The organism is Uruburuella suis (assembly GCF_004341385.1).
GTDB lineage: Bacteria > Pseudomonadota > Gammaproteobacteria > Burkholderiales > Neisseriaceae > Neisseria > Neisseria suis.
Map to the genome: position 1 here is coordinate 13,581 of NZ_SLXE01000003.1, position 25,599 is coordinate 39,179.

Below are 25,599 nucleotides of genomic sequence, written 5' to 3' on the forward strand. Positions count from 1 at the left end.
CCTTGCGGAAGGTTTATTGAATGTGTGGTGTGGTGTTATTGCGCCGAACTTTGCGGCTCGTCCCAATTGGCGCCGCGCACTTCGGCCGGCTCGCTCATGCCCGGCTTGACTGCGTGCGGCTCGGGGCGGTATTGGTTGTATTGCATATTGCGTGAATAAGAGCCGTCTTCGTAATACACGCGGGTGCCTTTTTCGTATTTCTGGCGCAGGCCGGTGTGGCCGTCGTTTTTTTGATAGGTTTCCCAAGAACAGCCGAAAAGGGCGGTGCCGGCAAGCAGCAGGGCGAGGTAGCGCATGATGTTTCCTTATTGATTGGTCATAATTTCCGGATGTCGGCCTATTGTAATCAAATCATCACCCGCTTCATAGTATGATTTTTGCCAATCTTCCGCAGCCCATGCACACAGGGCGGCCATATCGGCGGCGGCAAAATCCACAAAAGGCAAATCATGCGTTTGCTGCCCATACCACACGGTGCGCATGCCCAAGGCTTTGGCGGCATGCAGGTTGGCGGCACTATCATCTATCATAATGCATTGTTCGGGCGGCACATTAAGTATACGACAAACGGTTAAATAGGCTTTTTCAGCGGGCTTGTAGGTGAAATCGAAATCATCGGTGCCCAAGAGGGCTTCGAAATGGTGTGCAATGCCCATCGCCTGCACCAGCGCGCGCACATAAAACGACGGGCCGTTGGAAAACACAGCTTTACGACCTTTCAGACGGCCTAAAGTTTCCGCTGCACCCGCCATCGGCACCAAAACGGCCAGCAATTCGGGCAAGGGGTGGCTTTGCTGCAAAAAATGCGGCACGCTGATTTCGGGATGGTGCTGCTGCAAGCCCGCCAACGTGGCGCCGTAGCGGTGCCAATAATCTTCGCGCAGCCGGCCGGCGGCTTCGGGCGTGAGTGCGAGCTGTTGCGCCAGATAGGCGGTCATGTGTTGGTTGATCAGCCGGAAAATGCCGGCATCGGCATGGTGCAGCGTGTTGTCGAGGTCGAAAAGCCAAACGGGGTGGGAAATCATCATCAGCGCCGGAATAGGGAGTGCTCAAAAAAAACAAACCGGCAACGATGCGCATGCACGGTTTTTTGGATGGGTATTATTTTTTTGAATGGGTATGATTTGCGGGGTGCGCTTGGTATGATAACGCGAATATCAATAAAATACAGGGTAATGTCTGATGAAACAGGGCTTTTTTTCCGGCCTCGCCGTGCTGCTGCTGAGCCTGACGGCACAGGCACAAACCGAAGTTCGGCTGGCGGTGCACAAATCGTTCAGCCTGCCGCTGGACGTGTTGGCGCAATTTGAGCGCAAGCACGATGCCAAAGTGTCGGTGATTAAAGTGGGCAGCAGCAACGAAATGCTCAACAAGCTGATTTTGAGCCGCGCCCAGCCGATTGCCGACGCGGTTTACGGGCTCGATAATGCCAATATCGGCAAAGCCGACCAAAGCGGCATTCTGGCGGCGCGCCAGCCGCATTCGCTGCCGGCCGATGCCGGGCTGGCCGGGGCGCTGGCGGTGAATTATGCTTATGTGAACATCAATTACGATAAAAACTGGTTTGCACAACGCAAGCTGCCGCTGCCGCAATCGCTGCAAGATTTGGCCAAACCGGCCTATAAAGATTTGCTGGTGGTGCCCAACCCGGGCACATCCGGCCCCGGGCTGGCTTTTTTGCTGGCCAATATCGGCGCGATGGGCGAAGAGAACGCGTTTGAATGGTGGGCCGCCATGCGCCGCAACGGCGTGAAAACCACCAACAGCTGGAGCGATGCCTATTACACCGCGTTCACGCTTTATGGCGGCGAGCGCCCGCTGGTGGTGAGCTATGCCACAAGCCCGGCCGCCGAAGTGTTTTTCAGCAAGGGCAAATACACAACGCCACCCAGCGGCAATCTTTTTCTGAAAGGCGGCGTGTTCCGTCAAGTGGAAGGCGCGGCGGTGCTGAGCGGAGCGCGCGAGCCTGATTTGGCGCTGCAATTGGTGCGCTTTTTGCAAAGCCCCGAAGTGCAGCGCGCACTGCCGGCGGAAATGTGGGTGTATCCTGCGGTGAAAAACACGCCGCAGCCCAAAGTGTTTGCCCTCGCCCAAGCGCCCGCCGAGAGCGACACCCCCGGCCAAAGCGCAATCGCCCTGCAACAAAAGCATTGGGTGAGCCGCTGGATTCAAACCGTGTTGAAATAATGTTCAGACGGCCTCTCAGGGCATCCTGACAATTCGTTTATGAGGGGGATTTTGTTCCTGCAAATGCAGATGCAAGGCAAAAAACGCAGCAAGGTTGGACACCTTGCGAGGCTTTTTAACACAGCAGATGCGTTTTCAGGAACAAAATACACCCGTAAATCGAAATGTCAGGACGCCCTAATCTTCACATGCCGTCTGAAATGCCATTAACGCCACAACCCAAGGAGCTTATTATGCGCATCACCACCCGCACCCTCAGCTACACCACCGCCGACGGCCTCACCCTGCAAAGTTATTTGTGCCTGCCTGAAGAGGCGCCAAACGAGCTTTCCGGCGTGTTGGTAGCCCCCGAATGGTGGGGCTTGAGCGACCACGCCAAACACGCGGCCGAGCGCTTGGCCGAAGCCGGCTATGCCGCGCTGGCGATGGATTTATACGGCGAAGCCCGCCTCACCGATGAAGCGGCGCAAGCCAACGAATGGATGATGGAAGCGCTCTCCGACTCGGCCGTGCTCACCGAGCGCACCCATCTGGCGCAGCAGGCCTTGGCTTCGGTGCAGCAAATCAGCCCGCTGAGCACCGCCGCCATCGGCTTTTGCTTCGGCGGCAAAGTGGTGCTCGATATGGCACGGCGCGGCGCCGATTTAAAAGCCGTGGTGAGCTTTCACGGCAACCTCAGCCCGGCCGTGCCCGCACTGGAAGGCGTGGTGAAAGCCGAGCTTTTAGTTGAACACGCCGGGCAGGACAGCATGGTGAGCATGGCCGATTTGGCTGCGTTTGAGCAGGAAATGAATGCCGCCAAAGTGCGCTACCATGTGGATATTTTCGACGCCAAACACGGCTTCACCAACCCGCAAGCCACCCACAACGGCGAGAAAAACGGCGTGGATCTTGCCTACAACGAAGAAGCCGCCGCCCAAAGCTGGCAGAATATGCTCAATTTGCTGGAGCGTGTTTTGTAAGCGTTTAGCTTTTTGATAACGCAACCGCATCAAAACAAGGCCGTCTGAAACGTTTCAGACGGCCTTTATCCATCACAAACCAAGATAATCTTCCGCCTTGAATCCGCCAAGCTTGCCGTGAAAGAAAAGGGTTATAATAAACACTTTGCCTTTTTGCTTTCAGACGGCCTCAAAAACCGGCAGGCCGTCTGAAACTTTTCTTTTCAAGGATAGCTATGCCCGCCCTTCATATTCAAGACGCCGTGAAAACTTATGCCAACGGCTTCACCGCTTTGCGCGGCGTGAGCTTCGATGTGGCCGAGGGCGAATTTTTCGCGCTTTTGGGCCCCAACGGTGCCGGCAAAACCACGCTGATTTCCGCCATGGCGGGCTTGAGCCGACTCACTTCCGGCCGTATCCGCGTGATGGGGCACGATGTAGAGGCCGATGCTTATGCCGCACGAATGAGTTTGGGCGTGGTGCCGCAAGAATTGGTGTTTGACCCTTTTTTCAGCGTGCGCGAAGCTTTGCAGTTTCAATCGGGCTATTTCGGCCTGAAAAATAATGATGATTGGATAGATGAAATCATCACCAATCTTGGCCTAGCCGATAAGGCCGACACCAACACCCGCAACCTTTCCGGCGGCATGAAGCGGCGCGTGATGGTGGCGCAGGCGCTGGTGCACCGCCCGCCGGTGATTGTGCTCGACGAGCCCACCGCCGGAGTGGATGTGGAGCTGCGCCAAAGCCTGTGGGCATTTATCCAAAACCTCAACCGCCAAGGCCACACCATCATTCTCACCACCCATTATCTGGAAGAAGCGCAAAGCCTGTGCGACCGCATTGCCATGATGAAACAGGGCGTGCTGGTGGCGCTCGATTCCACCGAACACCTTTTGCACGCCGAAAAAGGCCTGCGCGTGGAATTGCTGCTCGAGGGTGCGCTGCCCGACAATCTGCGCGCCTGGCAGCAGCCCTCAAACGACGACACCGTGTTGCTCAAGCTCGACGACTACGAGCAGCTCGCTTTTGTGCTGCAAACGCTGAAATATGCCGGCGTGAAAGTAAAACACATGCAGCTGCCGGAAACCGATTTGGAAGACGTGTTTGTGAAAATCATGCGCAAATAAGGCCGTCTGAAACATCAAACACGCCCTGAAACCGTTAAATCATCTGATGCCCGTCTGAAAATAAAACGGCGATGCGGGCAAACGCAGCCCGCCGGCTTTGAGCGAGCATGAAATCTTTCAGACGGCCTGCTATCTGTTGCCGCAGATTCAGACGCAATAACCATAAAGAAATCTTAAGGAACCACCCGCCATGATAGGCTTTTACACCCTGTTTAAAAAAGAAATTCTGCGTTTTTGGAAAGTGGGCTTCCAAACGCTGGCCGCGCCGATGATCACCGCGCTGCTGTATCAGCTGATTTTTTCGCACGCCGTGGGCAAATCGGTGGAAGCGCTGCCCGATGTGGCCTACAACGCCTTTCTGATTCCCGGCCTGGCGATGATGAGCATGACGCAAAACGCGTTTGCCAATTCTTCTTCCAGCCTGATTCAATCGCGCATCACCGGCAATTTGGTGTTTATTTTGCTGCCGCCTTTATCGGTGAGCGCGTTTTTTTCCGCCTATGTGGGCGCCTCGGTGGTGCGCGGCCTGCTGGTGGGCGCCGGCGTGATTGCCGCCACTGCCTGGTTCGGCCTGCCGCTGCCGCACAATTTCATCTGGATAACCGTTTTCGCCCTGCTCGGCTGCACCATGATGGGCGCGCTCGGCCTGTTGGCGGGCATTGTGGCGGAAAAATTCGACCAGCTCGCCGCCTTTCAAAACTTTCTGATTATGCCGCTCACTTTTTTATCGGGCGTGTTTTATTCCATCAACAGCCTGCCCGAATTCTGGCGCAATCTCAGCCACCTCAACCCCGTGTTTTACATGATAGACGGCTTTCGCTACGGCTTTTTCGGCGTGAGCGACACCTCACCCTGGCTCTCGCTCGCCGTGGTGGGCGCCTTCACCGCCGCTCTGTCCGCCGCTGTGCTTTTGGTGTTGAAATCGGGCTGGAAGCTGCGCAGTTAACGTTTTGATACGTTGATACACAGGCCGTCTGAAAAGTTTCAGACGGCCTGTGTATTCGGTTTGCCGTCAAACCCTGCTACAATTGTCCACAATTCAATCTGCCCGCCGTCGGCACCCCGAGCCTCATGAAAACACCGCCCATCAATGCCAAAATCATGGCCACGCTGCCGATTTTTTTCAGCGTGTTTATCGCCGCATCGCTGGTGTGGTATTTCAACGTGCCCAAATTATCCATGCCGTTTGTGTTGGGCATCATCGCCGGCGGCCTGGTGGATTTGGACAACCGCCTCACCGGCCGTTTGAAAAACATCGTTTTCACCGTGTGCGCTTTTTCCATCGCCTCGTTGAGCGTGCAACTGACGGTGGGCAAGGGGCTGCCGTTTATGCTGGCAATGACGGCGCTCACTTTCGGCTTTACCCTGCTGGGCGCGGTGGGGCTGCGCTACCGCACCATTGCTTTCGGCACGCTGGCCGTGGCCACCTACACCACCCTCACCTACACGCCCGAGATGCCCTGGTTTGTGAACCCGTTTATGATTCTGCTGGGCACGCTGCTCTACAGCACCATGACGCTGCTCTTTCACATTATTTTCCCGCACCGGCCGGTGCAGGAGCGCGTGGCCGATGCCTATGCCGCGCTGGGCAGCTATTTCGATGCCAAATCGGTGTTTTTCGACCCCGATGAAACCGAGCTTTTGGAAAGCCGCCAAATCGGGCTGGCAATGAAAAACGCCGCCGTTATCGAAGCCTTCAACCAATGCCGCAGCGCCTTGTTTTACCGCATGAGGGGCCAACACCGCCACCCGCGCACCGAGCGCATGCTGCGCTATTATTTCACCGTGCAGGATATTCACGAGCGCATCAGCTCGGCGCATTTCGACTATCGCGACTTGGCAGAGCGCCTGCAAAACACCGACCTGATTTTCCGCATCCAGCGCCTGCTCGAATTGCAGGCGCAAGCCTGCCGCGATGTGGCCGAGAGCCTGCGCAGCGGCCAGCCTTATGTTTACAGCGAGCGGCTGCAACGAGCCATCAAAGGCACGCGCCAATCGCTAAAGCTTTATGCCGCACAGCATACCGGCGCCGATGTGCACGCTTTGCAGCGCCTGCTCGACAACTTGGGCAGCGTGGATTACCAGCTCGCCCATCTGGAGGGCGGCGATGAACACGAAAGCACCGTGGCCGACGCCCGCATCGCCGCCACCGAGCACGGCGGCCTGAAAAACGCCTGGCGCACCGTGCGCAGCCAGCTCAACCTTGAATCGGCCGTGTTCCGCCATGCCGTGCGGCTGGCGATTGTGGTGCTGGTGAGCTGCACCATTGTGGAAGTGTTCCATCTGCATTTGGGCTACTGGATTCTGCTCACCGCGCTTTTCGTGTGCCAGCCCAACTATTCGGCCACCAAAAGCCGCGTCAACCAGCGCATTGTCGGCACCGTGCTGGGTGTGGTGGTGGGCTCGTTGGTGCCTTATTTCACGCCCTCGGTGGAAACCAAATTGTGGATTGTGATTGCCTCCACCACGCTTTTTTTCTTTTTCCGCACCAATAAATACAGTTTTTCCACCTTTTTCATCACCATTCAGGCGCTCACCAGCTTTTCACTCGCCGGGCTGGATGTGTATGCCGCCATGCCGCTGCGCATTATCGACACGCTCATCGGCGCGGCCATTGCCTGGGTGGCGGTGTCGTATTTATGGCCCGATTGGCGCTACCTCACGCTCGAGCGCACCGCCGGGCGCGCCATCGCCAACAACGGCGCTTATCTGCGCGTGATTCTCGACCAGCTGCAAAACGGCAGCATCGACGACATCGCCTACCGCAGCGCGCGCCGCCAAACCCATGAGCGCGCCGCCGCGCTGAGCAGCACCTTGTCCGACATGAGCAGCGAGCCGAAAAAATACGCCCACCGCCTGCCCGACGGCTTTCACCTGCTCAAGCTCAACTACACCCTGATCAGCTATATTTCCGCGCTCGGCGCTTACCGCAGCCATATGAACAAAAACAGCGATGCCGAATTCAGCCAACCTTTCTACCGGCTCGCCTACCGCGTGGCCGACCTGCTCGACCACATCAACCAGCCCGATGCCGCCGCTTTTCACAACGAATTGGCGCAAATCGGCAGCGAATTGGCGCAGCTTCAGCCCGAGAGCAGCAGCGACAACCAACAACGCAGCGTGCTGTGGCAGCAGCTGAGCATGATTGTGCGCCAGCTCGAGCCCTGCTTCGATGCGCTCAACCGCCAGCGCGAAGCCGTGCCCGCCGCAGCGCCGCAGGCCGTCTGAACAATTTGCAATGCGTAGATGCGTTTATTGAAAAGGCCGTCTGAAAACTTTTCAGACGGCCTTTTGATACGGTTTCACAATCAGCTGCGGATGCGTTTGAGCACTTCTTCTTTGCCGATTAAGGCGAGCACAGCGTCTACCGACGGGGTTTTGGCGGTGCCGGCCACGGCCAGGCGCAGCGGCATGCCGAGCTTGCCCATTTTGATGCCTTCGGCTTCGCAAAAAGGCTGGAACAAATCGTGGATGGCTTCGGCATTCCAGTCGGCCAGGCCTTCGAGCTTGTCGGCAAAACGCAGCATGCGTGCGGCGGCTTCATCGTCCCAATGCTTGGCCACATCGGCTTCGGCGGGCACGCTTTTTTCATAGAAATACACGCATTCGTCGGCCAATTGGTTGAGATCCTGCACGCGCTCTTTCACCAGCGCCACCACATCGGCCAGAGCGGGTTTGGCGGTTTCGTGGATGTTGCGCACGGCCAGGCGCGGCTTGATGAGCGCGGCCAATTGCTCGTCGGGGGTGATTTTGATGTGCTCGGCGTTGATCCACAAAAGCTTTTTGTGGTCGAAGCGGCTGGCCGAGGGGGAAACGTCTTTCAGGTCAAACCAAGCCACAAATTGCGCCATGCTGAAAAATTCATCGTCGCCGTGCGCCCAGCCCAGCCGCGCCAGATAGTTGAGCAGCGCTGCGGGCAAAATGCCTTGGCGGTCGTAATCCACCACGCTCACGGCATCGCGCCGCTTGCTCATTTTGGCGCCGCTCTCGTTGAGTATCATCGGCAGATGGCCGTATTGCGGTAATTGGGTGCCGATGGCTTTTAAGATGTTGATTTGTTTGGGCGTGTTGTTCACATGATCGTCGCCGCGAATCACATGGGTGATGCCCATGTCCAAATCGTCTACCACCACGCAGAAATTATAGGTGGGCGTGCCATCGGCGCGGGCGATAATCAAATCGTCGAGCGCTTCGTTGGGTATGCTGATTTCGCCTTTCACCAAATCCTGCCAAGTGGTGTGGCCTTCGAGCGGGGTTTTGAAGCGCACCACCGGCTCGCGGCCTTCGGGCAGCGGCGGCAGCACTTTGCCCGGCTCCGGCCGCCAGCGGCGATCATATGTGGCGGTGCCTTCTTTTTCGGCTTTTTCGCGCATGGCTTCGAGCTCTTCTTTGCTGCAATAGCAGTGATAAGCGTGGCCTTGCTCGAGCAATTGGGCAATCACTTGGCGGTAGCGGTCGAAATTCTGAGTTTGATACACCACATGGTCTTTATTGTCGTAATCCAAGCCCACCCAATGCATGCCGTCGAAAATTGCGTTGACCGATTCGGCGGTGGAGCGCTCAAGGTCGGTGTCTTCGATGCGCAGCAGAAATTCGCCTTTGTGCTTTTTGGCAAATGCCCATGAAAAAAGGGCGGTGCGCACGCCGCCGATATGCAGATAGCCGGTGGGGCTGGGGGCGAAACGGGTTCGGATGGTCATGAGATTCGGCTCCGATAAAGAATAATGGGGGAAAAGCGCTATTGTACGTTAAGCCTGCCTGCCTGCCAATTTGAGGCCGTCTGAAAGCGTTCAGACGGCCTTTCAATATACGTAAACCGCCGTTTTATACCAATCCAAAGAAATAACCTTACAAAATAAAAGCAGTTCGGCAGCATCATCTGCGTAGGTCGGATTCTTGAATCCGACGTTTGGCCAACGGCCAAAGCGATGTGCGTGCCTTGTTCTGCGGACAAGTGTCGGATTCGAGAATCCGACCTACAGGCTCGCCTTGTTAGCTTACTTTTTTGAATGGGTATTATTCCGCCCAGTCAAAAGCCTGCATCAGCGCCTGCCATGCTTCGCCGCCATCGGCCGCCACGTTAACGCGCGCGCCGTCGCTCAGGCGCGCAAACGCCAATTGCCGTGCGTGCAGCAGCAGGCGGGTGCAGCCGGTGTGGGCCGCTACGGCGCGGTTTTGGGCGTTGTCGCCATAAGTGGTGTCGCCCACAATCGGGTGGAAAATATGCTTCATGTGGCGGCGCAATTGGTGTTTGCGGCCGGTGTGCGGGGTGAGCTCGAGCCAGGAATAGCGTGAGGTGGGGTAGCGCGCGGCGGCGGCAAAAGGCTGCTCGGTGTGCGCAAGGGCGCGCCAATCGGTGAGTGCGCTTTGTGCGGGCTTATCGGCATCGGCCAGGGCATCGGCGATTTTGTCGTGCGGCTCTTTCAGGGCATAGTCGATGCGGCCGGCGCCGTGCAGATGGCCGCGCACCACCGCCCAATAATTTTTCTGCACGCTTTTTTGCTCGAATTGCTGCGATAAGGCGCGCGCGGATTCGCTGCCCAGGGCAAACAGCAACACGCCCGAAGTGGGGCGGTCGAGCCGGTGCACGGGGTAAACGTGTTGCCCGATTTGGTCGCGCAGGGTCTGCATCACAAAGCGGGTTTCGTGCCGGTCGAGCCAGCTGCGGTGCACCAGCATGCCGGCGGGTTTGTTGACGGCAATGCAATCGGCATCGTGATAGAGAATTTCCAGCATGCTCGCTGCCTTTCAAGCGGCCAAAAAAAAGCCCTTGTAAACAAGGGCGTGAATTCACAAACTTCCCGAAACAGAGAAGTGGTATGAAAAGTTGCTGGGCTTATTATAGGCAGCTTGGCGCGGCTGTGCCAGCTTTGGGCGGCAATCGGCGGCGGGATTGTGGGCTTTGCGCTACAATGGCGGCTGTTGATAGAGAAGGAATCAGGCGATGAGTGCGCAGGCGGTTTATCAGATATTTTTGTTTTTCTTTGTGTTTTCCACGGCTTTGCAGCTTTGGCTCTCGCTGCGGCAGAGCCGGGCGCTGTTGCGCCACCGCGCCGAAGTGCCGCACGATTTTGCCGCTGCGGTGAGCCTGTCCGAGCACCAAACCGCCGCCGATTACACGCTGGCCAAGCAGCGGCTTTCGCGCTGGCGCATTTGGTTTGATGCTTTGCTGCTGCTGGTGTTTACGCTGGGCGGCGGCCTGAATCTGCTGGCGGCTTTGAGCGCCAAGCTTTCAGACGGCCTGATTACGCAAGGCGTGTGGTTGATGGTGTTGTTTGTACTGGTGAGCGGTTTGCTCTCGCTGCCGTTTGATTTATATGCCACGTTTCGGCTGGAAGCGCGCTTCGGCTTCAACCGCAGCAGCGCAGCCACTTTTTTCGGCGACCGCCTCAAGGGCTTATTGCTGGGCGCGCTTATCGGCGTGCCGCTTTTGTATGCGGCGATTTATCTGATGGGCATCGGCGGCGCGTGGTGGTGGCTGTGGGTGTGGGCTTTGTGGCTGGGCTTTTCGCTTTTAATGCTGTGGGCGTTTCCGAAATGGATTGCGCCTTTGTTCAACAAATTCGAGCCGCTGCCCGAAGGCCGTCTGAAAGCGCAGATTGAAGATTTGCTCGCGCGCACGGGCTTTCAGAGCAAGGGCATTTTTGTGATGGACGGCAGCAAGCGCTCCGGCCACGGCAATGCTTATTTCACGGGCTTGGGTGCGAATAAACGCATTGTGTTTTACGACACGCTGCTCAAAGATATGCAGCCCGATGAGGTGGAAGCGGTGCTGGCGCACGAATTGGGGCATTTCAAACACCGCCACATCATCAAACAGATGGCGCTCACGTTTGCGCTGGGTTTGGCGGTGTTGTTTGTGCTCAATCTGCTGATGAAGAGCCCGGCTTTTTATTTGGGGCTGGGTGTGCATTATCCCAGCCACGCCATGGCTTTGTTGCTGTTTATGCTGGTGTTGCCGGTGTTTGCTTTTCCGCTCTCGCCGCTTTTGAGCATGATGTCGCGCAAAAACGAATTCGAGGCCGACCGCTTTGCCGCCGAAACGGCTTCGGCACAAGATTTGGCCGCCGCGCTCACCAAGCTTTACCGCAGCAACGCCGCCAGCTTGGTGGCCGATAAATGGTATGAGCGCTTTTACGCTTCGCACCCGGGCGCACAGGCGCGCATTGCGGCTTTGAAAAAGGCCGTCTGAAAAATCGGCGCAGCGCCTGCCTTTCTTGTAAAATCAATCCTTTCAGACGGCCTTAACCATATGACCGACACCGCCCAAATCATCACCAGCTATGGCCGCCGCTATATTGTGCGCACCGCCGAAGGGCGCACGTTTGACGCCACCACCCGCAAAAAACGCGTTGATTTCGCCTGCGGCGATTATGTGCGCATTGCACCGATTAACGATGAGCAAGTGGTGATTGAAGATTATCTGCCGCGCCAAAGCCTGCTTTACCGGCAAGATGCCTGGAAAACCAAGCTGATTGCCGCCAATGTGACGCAATTGCTAATTGTGCTCGCCGCCGTGCCCTCGCCCAGCGAAATGCTGTTGCAGCGCGCTTTGCTGGCGGCAGAAGCGGCCGACATAGGCGCGGTTATCGTGCTCAACAAGGCCGATTTGCCCGAAACCGCTTCATGGCGCGAAAAGCTGGGCTTTTACGAAACCTTGGGCTATCCCGTGTGCGAAGTGAGCGCGCTGGAAAATGCCGAAGCGCTCAGGCCAGTGCTGCAAGGGCACACCAATATTTTTCTCGGCCAAAGCGGCATGGGCAAATCCACCCTCACCAATGCCCTTTTGGGTAATCAGGCTGCGCGCGTGGGCGACATTTCCACTGCGCTCGATTCCGGCCGCCACACCACCACCCACGCGCAATTGTATGACTTAAATGCCGACACCCGCCTGATCGATTCGCCCGGCTTGCAGGAATTCGGCCTTTATCACCTCGATGCCGCCGGCTTGCTGGCTTATTTCCCCGACCTACGCCATTTGGCGGGGCTTTGCCGCTTTCACAATTGCAGCCACCGCGCCGAGCCCGGTTGCGCCGTAAAAGCGGCCGCCGAAGCGGGCAGCGTGCGTGCGGAGCGGCTGGCTTTTTTGCAGCGCATCACCGATGAATTGATGCGCTGAATTTTCAGAGCCTCCTTTATCAGCGCAACACCTGCCCGCTTGCCCAATCGATAATCCGGCTCGGCGCTTTGCGCGCGCCGGTGCGCCCGCCGATCACAAGCACTGCGCGGCCGAATTGGCGGCGCACTTCGCGTTCGCTGCGGCAGGCGCGTTTGCCTGAGCGGTTGCACGAGGTGGACACCAGCGCCGAACCGATGCGGCGACACAACGCGCGCGCGCCCTCATGAGCGGGAATGCGCACTGCCAGCTTGCTGCGCCCGCGCCCGCGCAGCGCCGCCGGCACGCGGGCGCGCGCATCGAGCAGGTAAGTTTTGGCGGCCGGCCAGTTGCCCAGCAGCCGCGTGCGCTCATCATCCGGCAGCGGCCGCAGCAATGGCGCGAGCTGCGGCCAATCGGCGGCGATGCTGATCAGCCCTTTGCCCTGCGGCCTTTTTTTGAGCCAGATTACTTTTTGCAAGGCACGCGGATGCGTGGGCAAACAGCCTAAGCCGTAGCTCGATTCGGTGGGATATGCCACAATGCCGCCGCGACGCAGATGGGCGCGCAGCCGGTAAAGCGCAAAATGAGCAGGAGGGCGGTTCATAAATGGGGAGGGTAATCGGAAGATAATACAGAAAACAAGATAAATCTGAATGGATTTGGAGCGGGTGGCGGGATTCGAACCCGTCCGAACTGCTTGGGAAGCAGTTATGCTACCACTACATCACACCCGCAAAGGCCGTCTGAAGCACAACGTGGGCGGATTATACGCGTTTCCGGGCCATTCTACCAGCTTGGCTTTTGCAGCCAAAATGATGCTGCCTGCCCAGATGCTGCTGCATTTCAAATGAAGATTAAAAAGAGAGAGGCCGTCTGAAAAACTTTCAGACGGCCTCTCTCTTATCATCATCTATCAAGCCCACACGCCGCCCAAATCCAGCACAAACACCAGCGCAAAGCCGATTAAATAAATCAAGCCGGCAATGGCCAGCGCATTCATCGCCGGTGAAACGGCATGGCGGTGGCTGCTGCGCACGAGCGAATAATTGAGCCAGGCAAACACCGGCGCGGTGAGGAAAGCCGAAATCATGGCAAAGCGCAGCATTTCGCCCAAGGCGCTGTTAAACCACAAAATCACCGCCAAGCCGGAAAACACCGACCAGCAAGTCCAAATGCCCACGGCGCGGTTGCTGCGCTGTTTTTGGCGCATCAAAAGGCGCAGCGCTTCGGCATTGATGCGGCCATAGCCGTCGGCCACGGTGAGGGTGGTGCCGAACATGCAGGCAAAAGCGATAAAGGCCACCAACAAGCGCGACCAATCGCCGATGGTGGCGGCATACATGCCGATGAGCTGGCCGATGTATTGGCCGCCGGCCATTTTCACCGCTTCGCCGTTGCCGTATTGCACCAGCGCCCCCAGCGCCAGAAACACCAGCGCCAGCAGCGCCGACATCACATAGCCTGTGTTGAAGTCAAACATGGCATCGTTATAATTGCTCGGCGCGATTTTCTGCTTCACCGTAACCCACATCGAATTGATGGCGGTGATTTCCATCGGCGCGGGCATCCAGCCCATCAGCGCGATGATAAAGCCCAGCGAAGCCATATTCCACGGCGAGGACTCGATAAAATCGGGCAGCATCTGCTGGCCGCGTGTGGCGGCAATCACCGCTGCGGCCACGGTGGCCACGGTGAGGCTGATCATAATCAGCTTGGTGACGCGGTCAAGCGCGCGGTAATGCCCCAGCAGCAATAAAGCCAGCGTGGCCGCCATCACGCCTATTGATAATGCATTCACCGACAAAGGCAGCGCGGGCAGCGCCGTTTTCACAATCACCGCGCTGATGAGCGCCAGCGCGCCGGTGCTGATGGTGGCCGAGGGCACGGTGAGCAAGAAAAACACCCACACATAAGCGCGGCTTTTGCCGGCATAGCCCTCAATCAGGCTTTTGCCGGTGTCGAGCGTGTAGTGGGTGCTGAAGCGGAAAAACGGATATTTCAACACATTCACCAGCAAAATAATCACCGCCAGCTGCCAGCCGTAAAGTGCACCGGCCTGGGTGGAAGCAATCAGGTGCGAGCCGCCCACGGCGGCCGAGGCGAGCAACACACCGGGCCCCAGCGCGCGCAAGCGGCTGCGCCAGGTAGACGACTCTGTCGATAGCACATTGTTTTGCATGGTTTTCCTTATAAGCGATAGAGCCGCCAAACGGCGGCGGCTGCGTAAAAAGGTGCTATCTTAGCCTGAACAGGCATTTGCAGCCATTTCTTAAAAGAGCGGAATATGTTGGTTTATTTTGCATTTTGAGCATGATTGCTCTGCTCTTATCAATAATAAAAATAAAATTTCAAAATAAATGCTTTTGTGCCGCATTATGTTATTTTTGTAGGCCGTTGTAACCGGCATTTTCTGCCGCCGGATTGCTTTTTTGCCGGCCGCACCCGTTTAATCGGGCGAATCATTAGGGTATGCTATGGTTTTGTCATTTATCAGAAAGCCCGCCATGCCCCGCCAACATTCCCTGCTCGCCTTATGCCTTGCCGCGCTGTTTGCCGCGGCGCCCACCGTGGCCGCGCCAATTTTGGGCACACCCGCCGATGCCGCCGTGAGCCGCGCCAACAGCAATGCGTGGATGGAAATCGACACGCAGGCGTTTGAACACAATATCCGCACCCTGCAAAACGAGTTGGGCGGGAAATCGCAAATCTGCGCCATCATGAAAGCCGATGCTTATGGCAACAGCATTGATTTGCTGATGCCTGTGGTGATGCAAACCGGCATTCCCTGCATCGGCATTGCCAGCAACGAAGAAGCGCGCATCATCCGCAAACACGGCTATGCCGGCAAAGTGGTGCGTGTGCGCAGCGCCACCGATGCCGAAATCCGCGACGGCCTGCAATACGATATGGAAGAATTAATCGGCAACCTCGAGCAGGCGCGGCGGGTGGATGAAATTGCCCGCGCCGCCGGCAAAACCGTGCGCATTCATTTGGCGCTCAATTCCGGCGGCATGGATAGAAACGGCCTCGATATGGGCAGCCGTGCCAACCGCCGCGCCGCTGTGGCCATCACCCGCCTGCCGCACCTGCAAACCGTGGCCATCATGACCCATTTTGCCGTGGAAGATGCCGATGATGTGCGCCAAGGCTTGGCCGCATTCAATCAGGAAAGCGCTTGGTTGATTAAAGCCGCCCGCCTCGACCGCAGCAAAATCACCCTGCACACCGCCAATTCGTTTGCCACCTTGGCCGTGCCCGAATCCCGCCTCGATATGGTGCGCCCCGGCGGTCTGCTTTATGGCGATTCCATTCCCGAGCGCACCGAATACCGCAAAACCTTCGCCTTCAAATCACGCGTGGCCAGCATCAACACCTATCCCAAAGGCAGCACCGTGGGCTACGACCGCACCTACACCCTCAGCCGCCCTTCGCGCCTGGCCAATCTGCCGGTGGGCTATTCCGACGGCTACCGGCGCGTGTTTACCAATAAAGGCCATGTGCTGATACGCGGCCACAAAGTGCCGGTGCTGGGCAAAACCTCAATGAACACCACCATGGTGGATGTTACCGATTTTCCCGATATTCAGGCCGGTGACGAAGCGGTGCTGTTTGGCCGTCAAGGCAACACGGAAATCAGCCAGAGCGAAATCGAAGACATCAACGGCGCATTGCTGGCCGATTTATACACCGTGTGGGGCAATTCCAACCCCAAGCTGGCCAAGCCGCCGATGCCGTAAAGCGGGCGCAGCCGCAGAGCCGCGAATGCGTTTTTCATTCAACAAAAGGCCGTCTGAAACCTTGATGTTTCAGACGGCCTGTTTGGTTTTGCACCACAAAAAGCGCAGCGTTTGCACCTGCGGAATGTAAGAAAAAGGATACAAAACCCCGTACAATAACGGAGTGGATTGGGTTGGAAACCTAAGGTTTCAGACGGCCTGTGAGCTTGCCGGCTTGTTAACCCAACAAGCCCTTTGTGCCACTTTTTTATGCATTCCACTATATGCTGCGGGCGGGTGCTAAACCATCTTATTTTCGGCAAAACGCACCACCGCCGCTTCATCCACCCGCAGCGGCCATTCGCTGCCTTCGTGCAAATCCAGCCCTTTGGCCGTTTCCCAGCCCAAATGCAGCACCAAAGCGCCGTGGTGCGGGTGTTGCAGCAGCAGGCGGCAATGTTCGGGCAGGGCGAGCAGCTGCAAAATACGGCATTTTTCGCCTTGCGGGTGGCCAAACTGCAAAGCCTGCTGCGGAATATAGCGCGCGGCTGACACATTGTCTGCGCCCATCAGCCGCGCCACCCAAGCATTGGCGGGGCGCTGAAGAATATCGCTGCCGCTGCCATATTGCACAATGCGCCCGCCCTGCATCAGCGCGAGGTGGTCGGCCAGCGCCAACGCTTCTTCCGGGTCGTGCGTGACCAGCACAGCGGGGATGTGTTGGCGGCGGATTTGCGCCAGCGTCTGCTCGCGCAATTGGCGGCGCAAGCCGGTGTCGAGGCTGGAGAAAGGCTCGTCGAGCAAAAGCAGTTGCGGCTGCACCGCCAAAGCGCGCGCCAGCGCCACGCGCTGCTGCTCGCCGCCGGAGAGCGCATCGATGCGGCGGCCAAGTTCGGCGGCCAGCCCCACTTCGGCCAAGGCCGCTTCGGCGCGGCGGCGCGCTTCTTGTTTGCCCACGCCCTGCATTTTCAGGCCGAAAGCCACGTTTTGCCACACATTCAGATGCGGCAACAAAGCATAATCTTGAAACATCAGCGCCACGCGCCGCCGCTCAGGCGGCATGCGGCTGCGGTTTTCGCCGCCTATCCACACTTCGCCGCTATCGGCGGCCACGAGCCCGGCGGCGATGTTGAGCAAAGTAGATTTGCCGCAGCCCGAAGGCCCCAACACCGCCAAAAGCTTGCCGTCGGCCACGCTGAGGCTGATGTTGTCGGCCACGGTTTTGCCGGAAAACGCTTTGCAGATGTGTTTGAGCGCGAGCATAAAGATTCCTGTTGTGTGTTCAGACGGCCTGTTGCAATCAAGAGCCTGTTGCAATCAAGAAAGGCCGTCTGAAAGCATTATCTTGTGATACCGATTCAAAAAACCGTTTCAGACGGCCTCGTTTTTCTTTTCCGCCGCATCCAGCAACACAAACACCAGCAAGGCGAGCAGCATCAGAAACAAAGTAATCACCATGGCGCGGTCGTGGTTGTCGGCGCCGGCGGTGCCCAAATAGCGGTAAATCAACGTGGTGAGCGTTTGCCATTCGGGGCGCGACAAAAAAAGCGTGGCGGCAAATTCGCCGATGCAGGTGGCGGCCGCCAGCGTGAGGCCGCGCCGCAGCGCGGGCAGCAGCAAGGGCGCGGTTACTTGGCAGGCCGTCTGAAACGGTGAAGCGCCCATGCTGCGCGCGGCAGCCTGATAATTGGCCGGCAGCGCATCCCAGGCGGCGAGCACATCTTTGGTGATAAACGGATAAGCCAGAAGCGCATAAGTGGCGATTAAAAGCGGCAGCGAAGCCGTCCATTGCGGGTAGAGCAGCAACACGCCGAAAGCCACGCACACGGGCGACACCATAAAGGGCAGAAACGTGATGCCGCGCACCCAAGCGGCGCGGCGCGCCAACGCGGCATGGCTCACGCCCAACACCACCGCCAGCAGCATGGCCAAAAAAGTGAAGCGCAAGGTGTTGCCCGCGGCCTGCAAAGTGTCGGCTTCAAGCAGCACCCGCCACGAGCCGCCGGCCAGCGCCGCCTGCCACGCCACCGCCAAAAGCGGCAACACGCAGCAAAGCAAAAGCAGCAGCAAGGCCGCAGCCAGCAGCAGTTTTTGCCCGAATCCTTGCGCCGGCGCGGGCAGAGGCGGGCGCAAGCTTTTGCGCTCGGCGCTGCGGCGGCTGATAAGCGCATAAAGGCCGCCGGCGAGCGCGGTGATGCCCAACACCAGCCACACCAACACCGAAGCGCGCGCCATATCCAATTCATAAGCGATTAATTGGTAGATTTCCACTTCCACCGTGGCATAGCGGCTGCCGCCGAGCAAGAGTGCCAGCCCGAAGCCGGAGAAGCAGTAAAGAAACACCAAACACGCGCCGCCGGCCAGCCACGGCCGCAATACCGGCCATTCCACATGAAAAAAGCGCTGCCACGCGCCCGCGCCCAGCGTTTGCGCCGCTTGCAGGCGGCCGGCCGGCACCTGCAAAAAGCCCTGATAAGCCGCGCGCACCAACACCGGCAGATTGAAAAACACATTGCCGTAAAGCAGCAGATAAGGCGTGTCCTGCCAGCCCGGCCAGAGCGCGCCGCGCGGCCCGAACAGCGCCAGCACGCCCATGCCCGCCACCAGCGTGGGCATCACAAAAGGCAGCATCAAAAGCCGCAACACCAAGCGGCGGCCGCGAAAATCCAAACGCGCCAGCGCCCACGCCACCGGCACGCCTGAGAGCAGCACCAGCACACAAGTGATAAGCGCCTGCAACAGCGTCCACAACAGCCGCCACTGCATATAATCATCGGCAAGCAACGCCCACGCCGAGGGCGCATCATCGTAACGCGCCAGCGCAAACAAGGGCGCCACCACCATCACGGCAAGAAAGCCGAGCGGCAGCAGCGAGAGCAGCAAAGTGGCGGGCAGGCGGGGCAGGGTCATGGCGCAAATCGGCTCAATGGGGGTGGGTTGATTGTAACGGAAAAATGCCGCTTTTTTTCAGACGGCCTGAAACCATGCATCATAAAACATTATCAAGCAACCCGGCTGCATGGGCGCGCTATCTTGTTAATACTAATCCAAAAAATAACCTATTGATTCGGCAATTAAATGTTGAACATTTTCAGATGCCGGCAAACAAGCCTTTGGCTTGTTGCCCTCTCCCACGGGAGAGGGAACAGGTTTCTGCTGCGGGTAAGAGGATGTGAATATTCAATAATTAATTGCGTATCTATAGGTGTACTGTCGCAGGCTCGCCGCCTTGTTAGCTTACTTTTTTGAATGGGTATAACTTGTTTTTTTGAATGGTTATAAAAGCCCGAAGGCCGTCTGAACGCTTTCAGACGGCCTTCGGGCTTTTATCGAATATTAATATGATGCGGCGCCCGGCTTACCAAAAGCCCAACACCTTCCACCACATGCCGCCGATTACCACGAAGATAATCAGGTTGACCACGCTCATGATAAAGCCCATTTTCCACCATTCGGCCAAAGTGGTGTAGCCCGAGCCGAAAATCACGGGCGAAGTGCCGGTGGCGTAGTGGGTGAGCGTCATCATAATGCTTGATGCGGCGGCCATCATCAGCGCAAACAGCATCGGCGGCGCGCCCAGCGAAATGCCGGCCACATAAAAGGCGCCGAGCATGGCGGTGATGTGGGCGGTGGTGCTGGCAAACATATAATGCGCATACATATAAGCCAAGAGCAGCAAGGCCGATGCGCCCATCCAGCCCAAGCCCAAATGGCCGATGCCGCTTTCGAGCATGCCTGAAAACCAAGTGATCAGGCCGAGCTTGTTGAGGAACGTGGCCATCATCACCAAGGCGGCAAACCAGGTGATGGTGTCCCACGCGCTTTTCTCTTTCAAAATATCATCCCAAGAAAGCACGCCGGTGAGCAGCAGCAGGCTCAAGCCGATAAGCGCGGTGGTGGTGGCGTCTACTTTCCACGCGTCGCCCATAATCATCGCCGGAATGCCCGCCCACAGCATCAGCAAAATAAAGAAAATGCCGAGCATGATTTTTTCGCCTCGGTTCATCGGCCCCATTTCATGCAGGCGCTCTTTGGCAAATTGCGCCGCATTCGGTGTTTCCTTGATTTCGGGCGGATAAACGGCATAAATCACCAAAGGCATCACCAGCATGGCCACGAGGCCGGGCAAAAGCATGGCCAAGGCCCAAGTGCCCCAGCTCAAATGAATATCGCTGTTGGTGGCTTTGGCAATAATATCCACCACCAGCGGGTTGGGCGCGGTGGCGGTGATAAACATCGCCGAGGTAATCGGGTTGCCGTGGTAATTCACGAGCGCCAAATATTTGCCGATGCGCCCCTGCGTGCCTTTTTCGGGGTCGGAATCATAGCTCGAGGCAATCGCCTTCATCACCGGGTGGATAATGCCGCCGCCGCGCGCCGTGTTGCTCGGCGTTACCGGCGCCAGCAGCAATTCGGACAGCGCCAGGCTATAGCCGATGCCGATGGTTTTCTTGCCCCACACCGCGATAAAAAGATAGCCGATGCGCGCGCCCAGCCCCGTTTTCAAAATGCCGCGCGAAATCATAATCGCCACGCCGATAAGCCAAATCAGCGGGCTGGAAAAGCTGCTCAGCGCATCTTTCACCGCGTCGGCAGGCTTGTCGCTGGTCACGCCGGTGAGCGCCACCAGCATAATCGCAATCATCGCAATCGCGCCGATGGGCATGGCCTTGCCGATAATCGCCGCAATCACGCCCACAAACATCGCCAGCAAATGCCAAGCCTGCGGCGTAACCCCGTCGGGCACGGGAATGATAAACCAGATAATCAGCGCCAACCCCACCGCAATGGCGGCAGGCACCGGCTTGAAGCCGATCTTGCTTTCCATGACTTGCTCCTTATGTGTATGAGAAGAGTTTGTTAATAAATTAAGGCCACATCTTAGCACCGAATAGAAGGGGATTTATCTGATTATCCGCAAAGAAAGTAGTAAAAACTACATAAAGCAACAGGCCGTCTGAAAGCAAAACGTTCAGACGGCCTGTTGCGGCGTTGAGCATTGAATAGGAGCCGATGTTTTGTTTAAATCGTGCAATTAAAAATGTCATTTTAATTGAAACTTTTGATTGTTTGCCGCACTTGAGCACCATCAAACCCATTGCTTTGATTTGCCGATTATCGCCCCGGCTTCTGCAAAGGCCGTCTGAAAAGCCATTGTACTGTGCTAAAAAACGCTACAATAGCGCCCATGAATACCACCCTACTCTCGGGGCTTAACCCCGAACAGCTCGCCGCCGTGACTTGGCCGCCGCAATCGGCGCTGGTGCTCGCCGGTGCGGGCAGCGGCAAAACCCGCGTGCTCACCACCCGCATCGCCTGGTTGCTGCAAAGCGGCCAAGCAAGTGTGCACAGCATTATGGCGGTAACGTTTACCAATAAAGCCGCCAAAGAAATGCAAACGCGGCTCTCGGCCATGATTCCGATAAACGTGCGCAGCATGTGGCTCGGCACGTTTCACGGGCTTTGCCACCGCTTTTTGCGCATGCACCACAAAGATGCCGGCCTGCCTTCCGCTTTTCAGATTCTCGACAGCGGCGACCAGCTCGCGCTCATCAAGCGCATGCTCAAGGCGCTCAATATTGCCGAAGAAATCATCGCCCCGCGCAGCCTGCAAGGCTTTATCAATGCGCAAAAAGAAAGCGGCCTGCGCGCAGGCGCGCTGCAAGCGGCCGACCCGCACACCACGCGCCTGATTGAGTGCTATGCCGAATACGACAAAATCTGCAACCGAGAAGGCGTGGTGGATTTTGCCGAATTGATGCTGCGCAGCTATGAAGTGCTGCAGGCCAACGAAATTTTGCGCCGCCATTACCAGCAGCGCTTCAATCATATTTTGGTGGATGAGTTTCAAGACACCAACAAACTGCAATATGCCTGGCTCAAGCTGATGGCGGGCGATGGCGCGGCCGTGTTTGCCGTGGGCGATGACGACCAGAGCATCTATCGCTTTCGCGGCGCGCATGTGGGCAATATGGCCGCGCTGATGCGCGAATTCGATATTGAAGCGCCCATCAAGCTCGAGCAAAACTACCGCTCCGTGGGCAATATTCTGCTCGCTGCCAATGCCGTGATTGAGCACAACGCCGAGCGCTTGGGCAAAAACCTGCGCACCGATGCGGCCGAGGGCGACAAAATCCGCTTTATCGCCGCGCCCACCGATTTTGAAGAAGCGCAGTTTATTATCGATGAAGCCAAGGCGCTGCAACGCGAAGGCACGGCCTTGAGCCAAATGGCCGTGCTCTACCGCAGCAACGCCCAATCGCGCGTGCTCGAGCAAGCGCTTTTCCGCGCCGGCCTGCCCTATAAAATCTACGGCGGCCTGCGCTTTTACGAGCGCCAGGAAATCAAACATGCACTCGCCTATCTGCGCTTGGCGGTGAACCCCGACGACGACAATGCCTTGCTGCGCGTAATCAATATGCCCACGCGCGGCATCGGCACGCGCACGATTGAAAATGTTCAAGCAGCCGCCGCCGAGCAAGGCATCTCGCTGTGGCAGGCCGCTTGCGGCATGGGCGCCAAAGCCGCCAAGGTGGCTGCTTTCGTGCGCCTGATTGAAGGCTTGGGCACGCTGGCGGCGGTGTCGTCTTTGCAGGAGATGATGCTGGCCGTCACCCGCGACAGCGGCTTGGTGGAATATTACCAAACCCAAAAAGGCGAGCATCAAGACCGCTTGGACAACTTAGACGAATTGGTGAATGCCGCCGTGGCCTTCAAGCCCGAAGAGAGCAACTTCGAAACCCTGCCCGAGGGCGCGGCCGATAATCCGCTGTTTCCCATCTTGGCTTTTTTAAGCAGCGCCGCGCTCGAATCGGGTGAGAATCAGGCCGGCGAAGGCGATGATGCGCTGCAACTGATGACGGTGCACGCCGCCAAAGGGCTCGAATTCGATGCCGTGTTTCTCAGCGGCATGGAAGAAGGCCTGTTTCCCAGCGAATACAGCCTGGCCGAGCGCGACGGCCTCGAAGAAGAGCGCCGCCTGATGTATGTGGCCATCACCCGCGCGCGCCGCCGCCTCTATATCAGCATGGCGCAGCAACGCCTGCTGCACGGCCAAACCCATTTCGGCATTGTGTCGCGCTTTGTGGATGAAATTCCCGAAGCCGTGCTGCACCGCCTCTCTGCCCGAATCAAGCCTTTCAACAGCTTTGCCGACGCGCCGAAAATCAAAAACCGCGTGGTGGAAAGCTATGATTTGCCGCAAGACTATGCGGGTTTCCGCATCGGTCAAAACGTGCGCCACGCCAAATTCGGCACCGGCGTGATTATCGAAGCGGTAAACAAAGGCGAGTCGGCGCGGCTCACGATTAATTTCGGCAAAGCCGGCATTAAAGAATTGGACACGGCTTTTGCGAAATTAGAGGCCGTCTGAAACCTTGTTGGCCGCGAAACCTATCCAACATGCCGTCTGAAACCATTTGATGGAATTTTAAAGAATCAATATGAACACGCTCGACACCCTCACCGAATATCTGCTGCAACACGCCCGCACCGTTACCTGCGCCGAATCGTGCACCGGCGGCCTGCTCGCGGCCGAGTTCACCCGCACCAGCGGCAGCTCGGCCTGGTTTGACATGGGCTTTGTCACCTACAGCAATGCCGCCAAAGCGCAACTGCTGGGCGTGCACGAAGCCACACTGGCTTTTTACGGCGCGGTGAGCGAAGAAGTGGTGCGCGAAATGGCCATCGGCGCGCTTCTGGCCGCCAAAGCCGATTACGCGCTCAGCATTTCCGGCATTGCCGGCCCCGGCGGCGGCAGCGAAGAAAAACCGGTGGGCACGGTGTGGTTCGGCTTGGCCGACAAGCAGCATATTTGGGCGCGACAGGCGCATTTTGGCGGCAGCCGCAGCGAAGTGCGCGCACAGGCTGTGCAGTTTGCGTTGGCGTTTTTGTTGGAAAAAGTGCAGGAAAGTGCGGCGGCTTAACGCGCGTGCCCGCTTGCTTGAAAAGGCCGTCTGAAAGCGTTTCAGACGGCCTTTTCTGCAAAATATAGTGAAATCAAAAAAATGGATACAAAAACAAGAAATCTCAAACCGTGTGTAGGGTGTGTGGCGCAGCCACGCACGCGTTTTAAACGGCTTTTGTGTGTATGGTTGGCTGCATACGGCTTGTATCAGTTTTTCATTTATTCCACTATCTGTGCACTTTATTTGCACATCAATATCAGTTAAGTGCCCAGCGCGGTTTGCTTGGTGCGGATGCGCAAGGTGGCCAGCGCGGCGCACACCATCAGCAGGCCGGCGAAGGTAATGGCGTGGGTGGGGTTGGTGCCGAGAAAGGTGCGGTAAATCCAGCCGAAGGTAAGGGTTTCGATCAGCATAGGCACCACAATCATCATATTGATAATGCCCATATACACGCCATAGCGCGCTTTCGGAATTTCGGCCACGGCAATCAGAAACGGCACGCCCATAATGCTGGCCCAGGCGATGCCGAAGCCTATCATCGGCACAAACAACAGGTATTTGTTGCCGATGTGCGGAAAGATTAACAAAGCCGCGGCGGCCAGCGAGAGCGCAAAAGCGTGCACTTGCTTGGCCGAATAGCGGCGCGCCAGCCACATCAGGCCGAAAGCGGAAATAAAGGTCACGATGTTGTACCAGCCGTTTACCAAGCCGGTCCAGCCCACGGCCTGCTCATACACGGCTTTATTGTCGGGCGTGGCGCCCCACACCGATTTGGCGATGCTGTGGGTGACGTATTGCCAGTAAATAAACATGGCATACCATTGGAAAAGATACACCAAAGCCAGCTGCCACAAGGGTTTGGGCATATCTTTGATGGCGCTGATGATGTCTTTCACGGCGGGAACCAGGCCGCGCGGCTGCGCGCGCATGGCGGCCAGCTCTTCATCGCTGGGGCGGTGTTCGCGGGTGGAAAACACCGAAATCAGAATCGAGCCGATGGAGCAGACCGCGCCCACATAAAACGAGCCGAACACCCAATAAGGAATGCCCGACTCAGTGGTGCCGCCGATAAATTGCTGAAACACATAAAGCGACACATTGGCCAGCGTGATGCCCAGCCCGGTAAACACGCTCTGCATCAGAAAGCCGGTGGGCTGCTGGCGCTCGGGCAAGGTGTCGGCGATAAAGGCGCGGTAAGGCTCCATGGCGGTGTTGTTGCTGATGTCGAGCATCCACAGCAGCAGCACGGCCATCCACAAGGCGGTAACGTGCGGGTAGAGAAACAGGCACAGGCTGCAACCGATGGCGCCGATTAAAAAATAAGGCCGCCGCCGCCCGAGGCCGTTTACCCAGGTGCGGTCGCTCAAAGCGCCGATAATCGGCTGCACAATCAGGCCGGTAACGGGGCCTGCCATGTGTAAAAGCGGAATGGAGCCGGGGTCGGCATTGAGAAAGCTGAACACCGGCGTGATGGCGGTTTGCTGCAGGCCGAAGCTGTATTGAATGCCGAAAAAACCAAAGTTCATCAGCATAATCTGCCGCAGCGTCATCGCGATGCGAGGGTCGATTTTCATGTAAAGCTCCTGATTGTTCTTTGTTTTGAATGCCGTGTTGGGAATG

The 25,599-nt window shown here is 57.4% G+C and carries 22 protein-coding genes and 1 tRNA gene; 11 read left to right on the forward strand and 12 right to left on the reverse strand.

Annotated features, from left to right (window positions below; translation table 11 throughout):
* Positions 1-35: 35 nt before the first annotated feature.
* Both EV680_RS01690 and EV680_RS01695 read right to left on the reverse strand, forming a co-directional pair.
* Positions 36-296, reverse strand: a complete 261-nt coding sequence (locus tag EV680_RS01690; protein WP_132952568.1) for a spore cortex protein — start codon at positions 294-296, stop codon at positions 36-38.
* Between the two features lie 9 nt (positions 297-305).
* Entirely contained in the window at positions 306-1,028 is a 723-nt protein-coding gene (locus EV680_RS01695; RefSeq protein WP_424580104.1) for a pyrimidine 5'-nucleotidase, read from the reverse strand.
* A 154-nt stretch (positions 1,029-1,182) separates the two neighbouring features.
* Here EV680_RS01695 and EV680_RS01700 point away from each other — a divergent pair, with 154 nt between their 5' ends.
* The 5 genes from EV680_RS01700 to yccS all read left to right on the forward strand — a co-directional run bounded on the left by EV680_RS01700 (position 1,183) and on the right by yccS (position 7,486).
* Positions 1,183-2,187: a thiamine ABC transporter substrate-binding protein gene (locus tag EV680_RS01700; protein ID WP_132952570.1), complete on the forward strand. Its 1,005-nt coding sequence runs from the start codon at positions 1,183-1,185 to the stop codon at positions 2,185-2,187.
* A 233-nt stretch (positions 2,188-2,420) separates the two neighbouring features.
* A complete protein-coding gene (locus EV680_RS01705) occupies positions 2,421-3,149 on the forward strand; it encodes a dienelactone hydrolase family protein (RefSeq protein WP_132952572.1) in 729 nt (242 codons plus the stop codon).
* A 215-nt stretch (positions 3,150-3,364) separates the two neighbouring features.
* Positions 3,365-4,258 carry an ABC transporter ATP-binding protein gene (locus EV680_RS01710; RefSeq protein WP_132952574.1) on the forward strand — a complete coding sequence of 298 codons (894 nt, stop codon included), beginning with the start codon at positions 3,365-3,367 and terminating at the stop codon, positions 4,256-4,258.
* A gap of 190 nt (positions 4,259-4,448) precedes the next feature.
* Entirely contained in the window at positions 4,449-5,204 is a 756-nt protein-coding gene (locus tag EV680_RS01715) for an ABC transporter permease (protein ID WP_132952576.1), read from the forward strand.
* 125 nt (positions 5,205-5,329) lie between these two features.
* Complete coding sequence (yccS, locus tag EV680_RS01720) at positions 5,330-7,486, forward strand: YccS family putative transporter (protein WP_132952578.1); 2,157 nt, start codon at positions 5,330-5,332, stop codon at positions 7,484-7,486.
* Between the two features lie 80 nt (positions 7,487-7,566).
* Here yccS and gltX read toward each other — a convergent pair whose 3' ends face one another.
* Positions 7,567-8,958 (reverse strand): glutamate--tRNA ligase, encoded by a 1,392-nt coding sequence (gene gltX / locus EV680_RS01725; RefSeq protein ID WP_132952580.1) that lies wholly within the window; start codon positions 8,956-8,958, stop codon positions 7,567-7,569.
* Positions 8,959-9,274: 316 nt separating this feature from the next.
* Positions 9,275-9,994 carry a tRNA pseudouridine(65) synthase TruC gene (gene truC, locus EV680_RS01730; protein WP_132952582.1) on the reverse strand — a complete coding sequence of 240 codons (720 nt, stop codon included), beginning with the start codon at positions 9,992-9,994 and terminating at the stop codon, positions 9,275-9,277.
* 208 nt (positions 9,995-10,202) lie between these two features.
* Between truC and EV680_RS01735 the strand changes: the two genes are divergently transcribed.
* Together EV680_RS01735 and rsgA are read left to right on the forward strand one after the other, a co-directional pair.
* On the forward strand, positions 10,203-11,450 hold the full coding sequence (locus EV680_RS01735) for a M48 family metallopeptidase (protein WP_132952584.1): 1,248 nt from the start codon (positions 10,203-10,205) through the stop codon (positions 11,448-11,450).
* Between the two features lie 60 nt (positions 11,451-11,510).
* Positions 11,511-12,377 (forward strand): ribosome small subunit-dependent GTPase A, encoded by an 867-nt coding sequence (rsgA, locus tag EV680_RS01740; protein ID WP_132952586.1) that lies wholly within the window; start codon positions 11,511-11,513, stop codon positions 12,375-12,377.
* Positions 12,378-12,396: 19 nt separating this feature from the next.
* Here the strand turns inward: rsgA and EV680_RS01745 are convergent, their stop codons facing one another.
* Positions 12,397-12,960, reverse strand: a complete 564-nt coding sequence (locus EV680_RS01745; protein WP_132952588.1) for an L-threonylcarbamoyladenylate synthase — start codon at positions 12,958-12,960, stop codon at positions 12,397-12,399.
* Positions 12,961-13,016: 56 nt separating this feature from the next.
* Positions 13,017-13,090 (reverse strand) — tRNA-Gly (locus tag EV680_RS01750).
* Between EV680_RS01750 and EV680_RS11895 the strand changes: the two genes are divergently transcribed.
* Positions 13,067-13,207 carry a hypothetical protein gene (locus EV680_RS11895; RefSeq protein ID WP_165870887.1) on the forward strand — a complete coding sequence of 47 codons (141 nt, stop codon included), beginning with the start codon at positions 13,067-13,069 and terminating at the stop codon, positions 13,205-13,207. The genes EV680_RS01750 and EV680_RS11895 overlap by 24 nt on opposite strands.
* A 62-nt stretch (positions 13,208-13,269) precedes the next feature.
* Here EV680_RS11895 and EV680_RS01755 read toward each other — a convergent pair whose 3' ends face one another.
* On the reverse strand, positions 13,270-14,535 hold the full coding sequence (locus EV680_RS01755; RefSeq protein WP_132952590.1) for an NRAMP family divalent metal transporter: 1,266 nt from the start codon (positions 14,533-14,535) through the stop codon (positions 13,270-13,272).
* Positions 14,536-14,860: 325 nt separating this feature from the next.
* Here EV680_RS01755 and alr point away from each other — a divergent pair, with 325 nt between their 5' ends.
* Entirely contained in the window at positions 14,861-16,093 is a 1,233-nt protein-coding gene (gene alr, locus EV680_RS01760; RefSeq protein ID WP_132952592.1) for an alanine racemase, read from the forward strand.
* Positions 16,094-16,372: 279 nt separating this feature from the next.
* Here the strand turns inward: alr and EV680_RS01765 are convergent, their stop codons facing one another.
* The 4 genes from EV680_RS01765 to EV680_RS01780 form a co-directional block, all read right to left on the reverse strand.
* Complete coding sequence (locus tag EV680_RS01765) at positions 16,373-17,335, reverse strand: ABC transporter ATP-binding protein (protein WP_132952594.1); 963 nt, start codon at positions 17,333-17,335, stop codon at positions 16,373-16,375.
* A gap of 108 nt (positions 17,336-17,443) precedes the next feature.
* Complete coding sequence (locus EV680_RS01770; protein ID WP_132952596.1) at positions 17,444-18,982, reverse strand: ABC transporter permease; 1,539 nt, start codon at positions 18,980-18,982, stop codon at positions 17,444-17,446.
* Between the two features lie 448 nt (positions 18,983-19,430).
* Positions 19,431-20,900 carry a DASS family sodium-coupled anion symporter gene (locus tag EV680_RS01775; RefSeq protein WP_243650319.1) on the reverse strand — a complete coding sequence of 490 codons (1,470 nt, stop codon included), beginning with the start codon at positions 20,898-20,900 and terminating at the stop codon, positions 19,431-19,433.
* A gap of 40 nt (positions 20,901-20,940) precedes the next feature.
* Positions 20,941-21,165 (reverse strand): hypothetical protein, encoded by a 225-nt coding sequence (locus EV680_RS01780; protein WP_132952598.1) that lies wholly within the window; start codon positions 21,163-21,165, stop codon positions 20,941-20,943.
* Positions 21,166-21,260: 95 nt separating this feature from the next.
* On the opposite strand from EV680_RS01780, the gene EV680_RS01785 reads away from it, so the two are divergent.
* Both EV680_RS01785 and pncC read left to right on the forward strand, forming a co-directional pair.
* On the forward strand, positions 21,261-23,444 hold the full coding sequence (locus EV680_RS01785) for a UvrD-helicase domain-containing protein (protein WP_132952600.1): 2,184 nt from the start codon (positions 21,261-21,263) through the stop codon (positions 23,442-23,444).
* A 70-nt stretch (positions 23,445-23,514) separates the two neighbouring features.
* Positions 23,515-23,997 carry a nicotinamide-nucleotide amidase gene (gene pncC, locus EV680_RS01790; RefSeq protein WP_132952602.1) on the forward strand — a complete coding sequence of 161 codons (483 nt, stop codon included), beginning with the start codon at positions 23,515-23,517 and terminating at the stop codon, positions 23,995-23,997.
* A 242-nt stretch (positions 23,998-24,239) separates the two neighbouring features.
* Here the strand turns inward: pncC and EV680_RS01795 are convergent, their stop codons facing one another.
* The gene (locus EV680_RS01795; RefSeq protein ID WP_132952604.1) at positions 24,240-25,553 is read right to left on the reverse strand and encodes an MFS transporter; all 1,314 of its coding nucleotides are present in this window, start codon (positions 25,551-25,553) and stop codon (positions 24,240-24,242) included.
* Positions 25,554-25,599 lie beyond the last annotated feature (46 nt).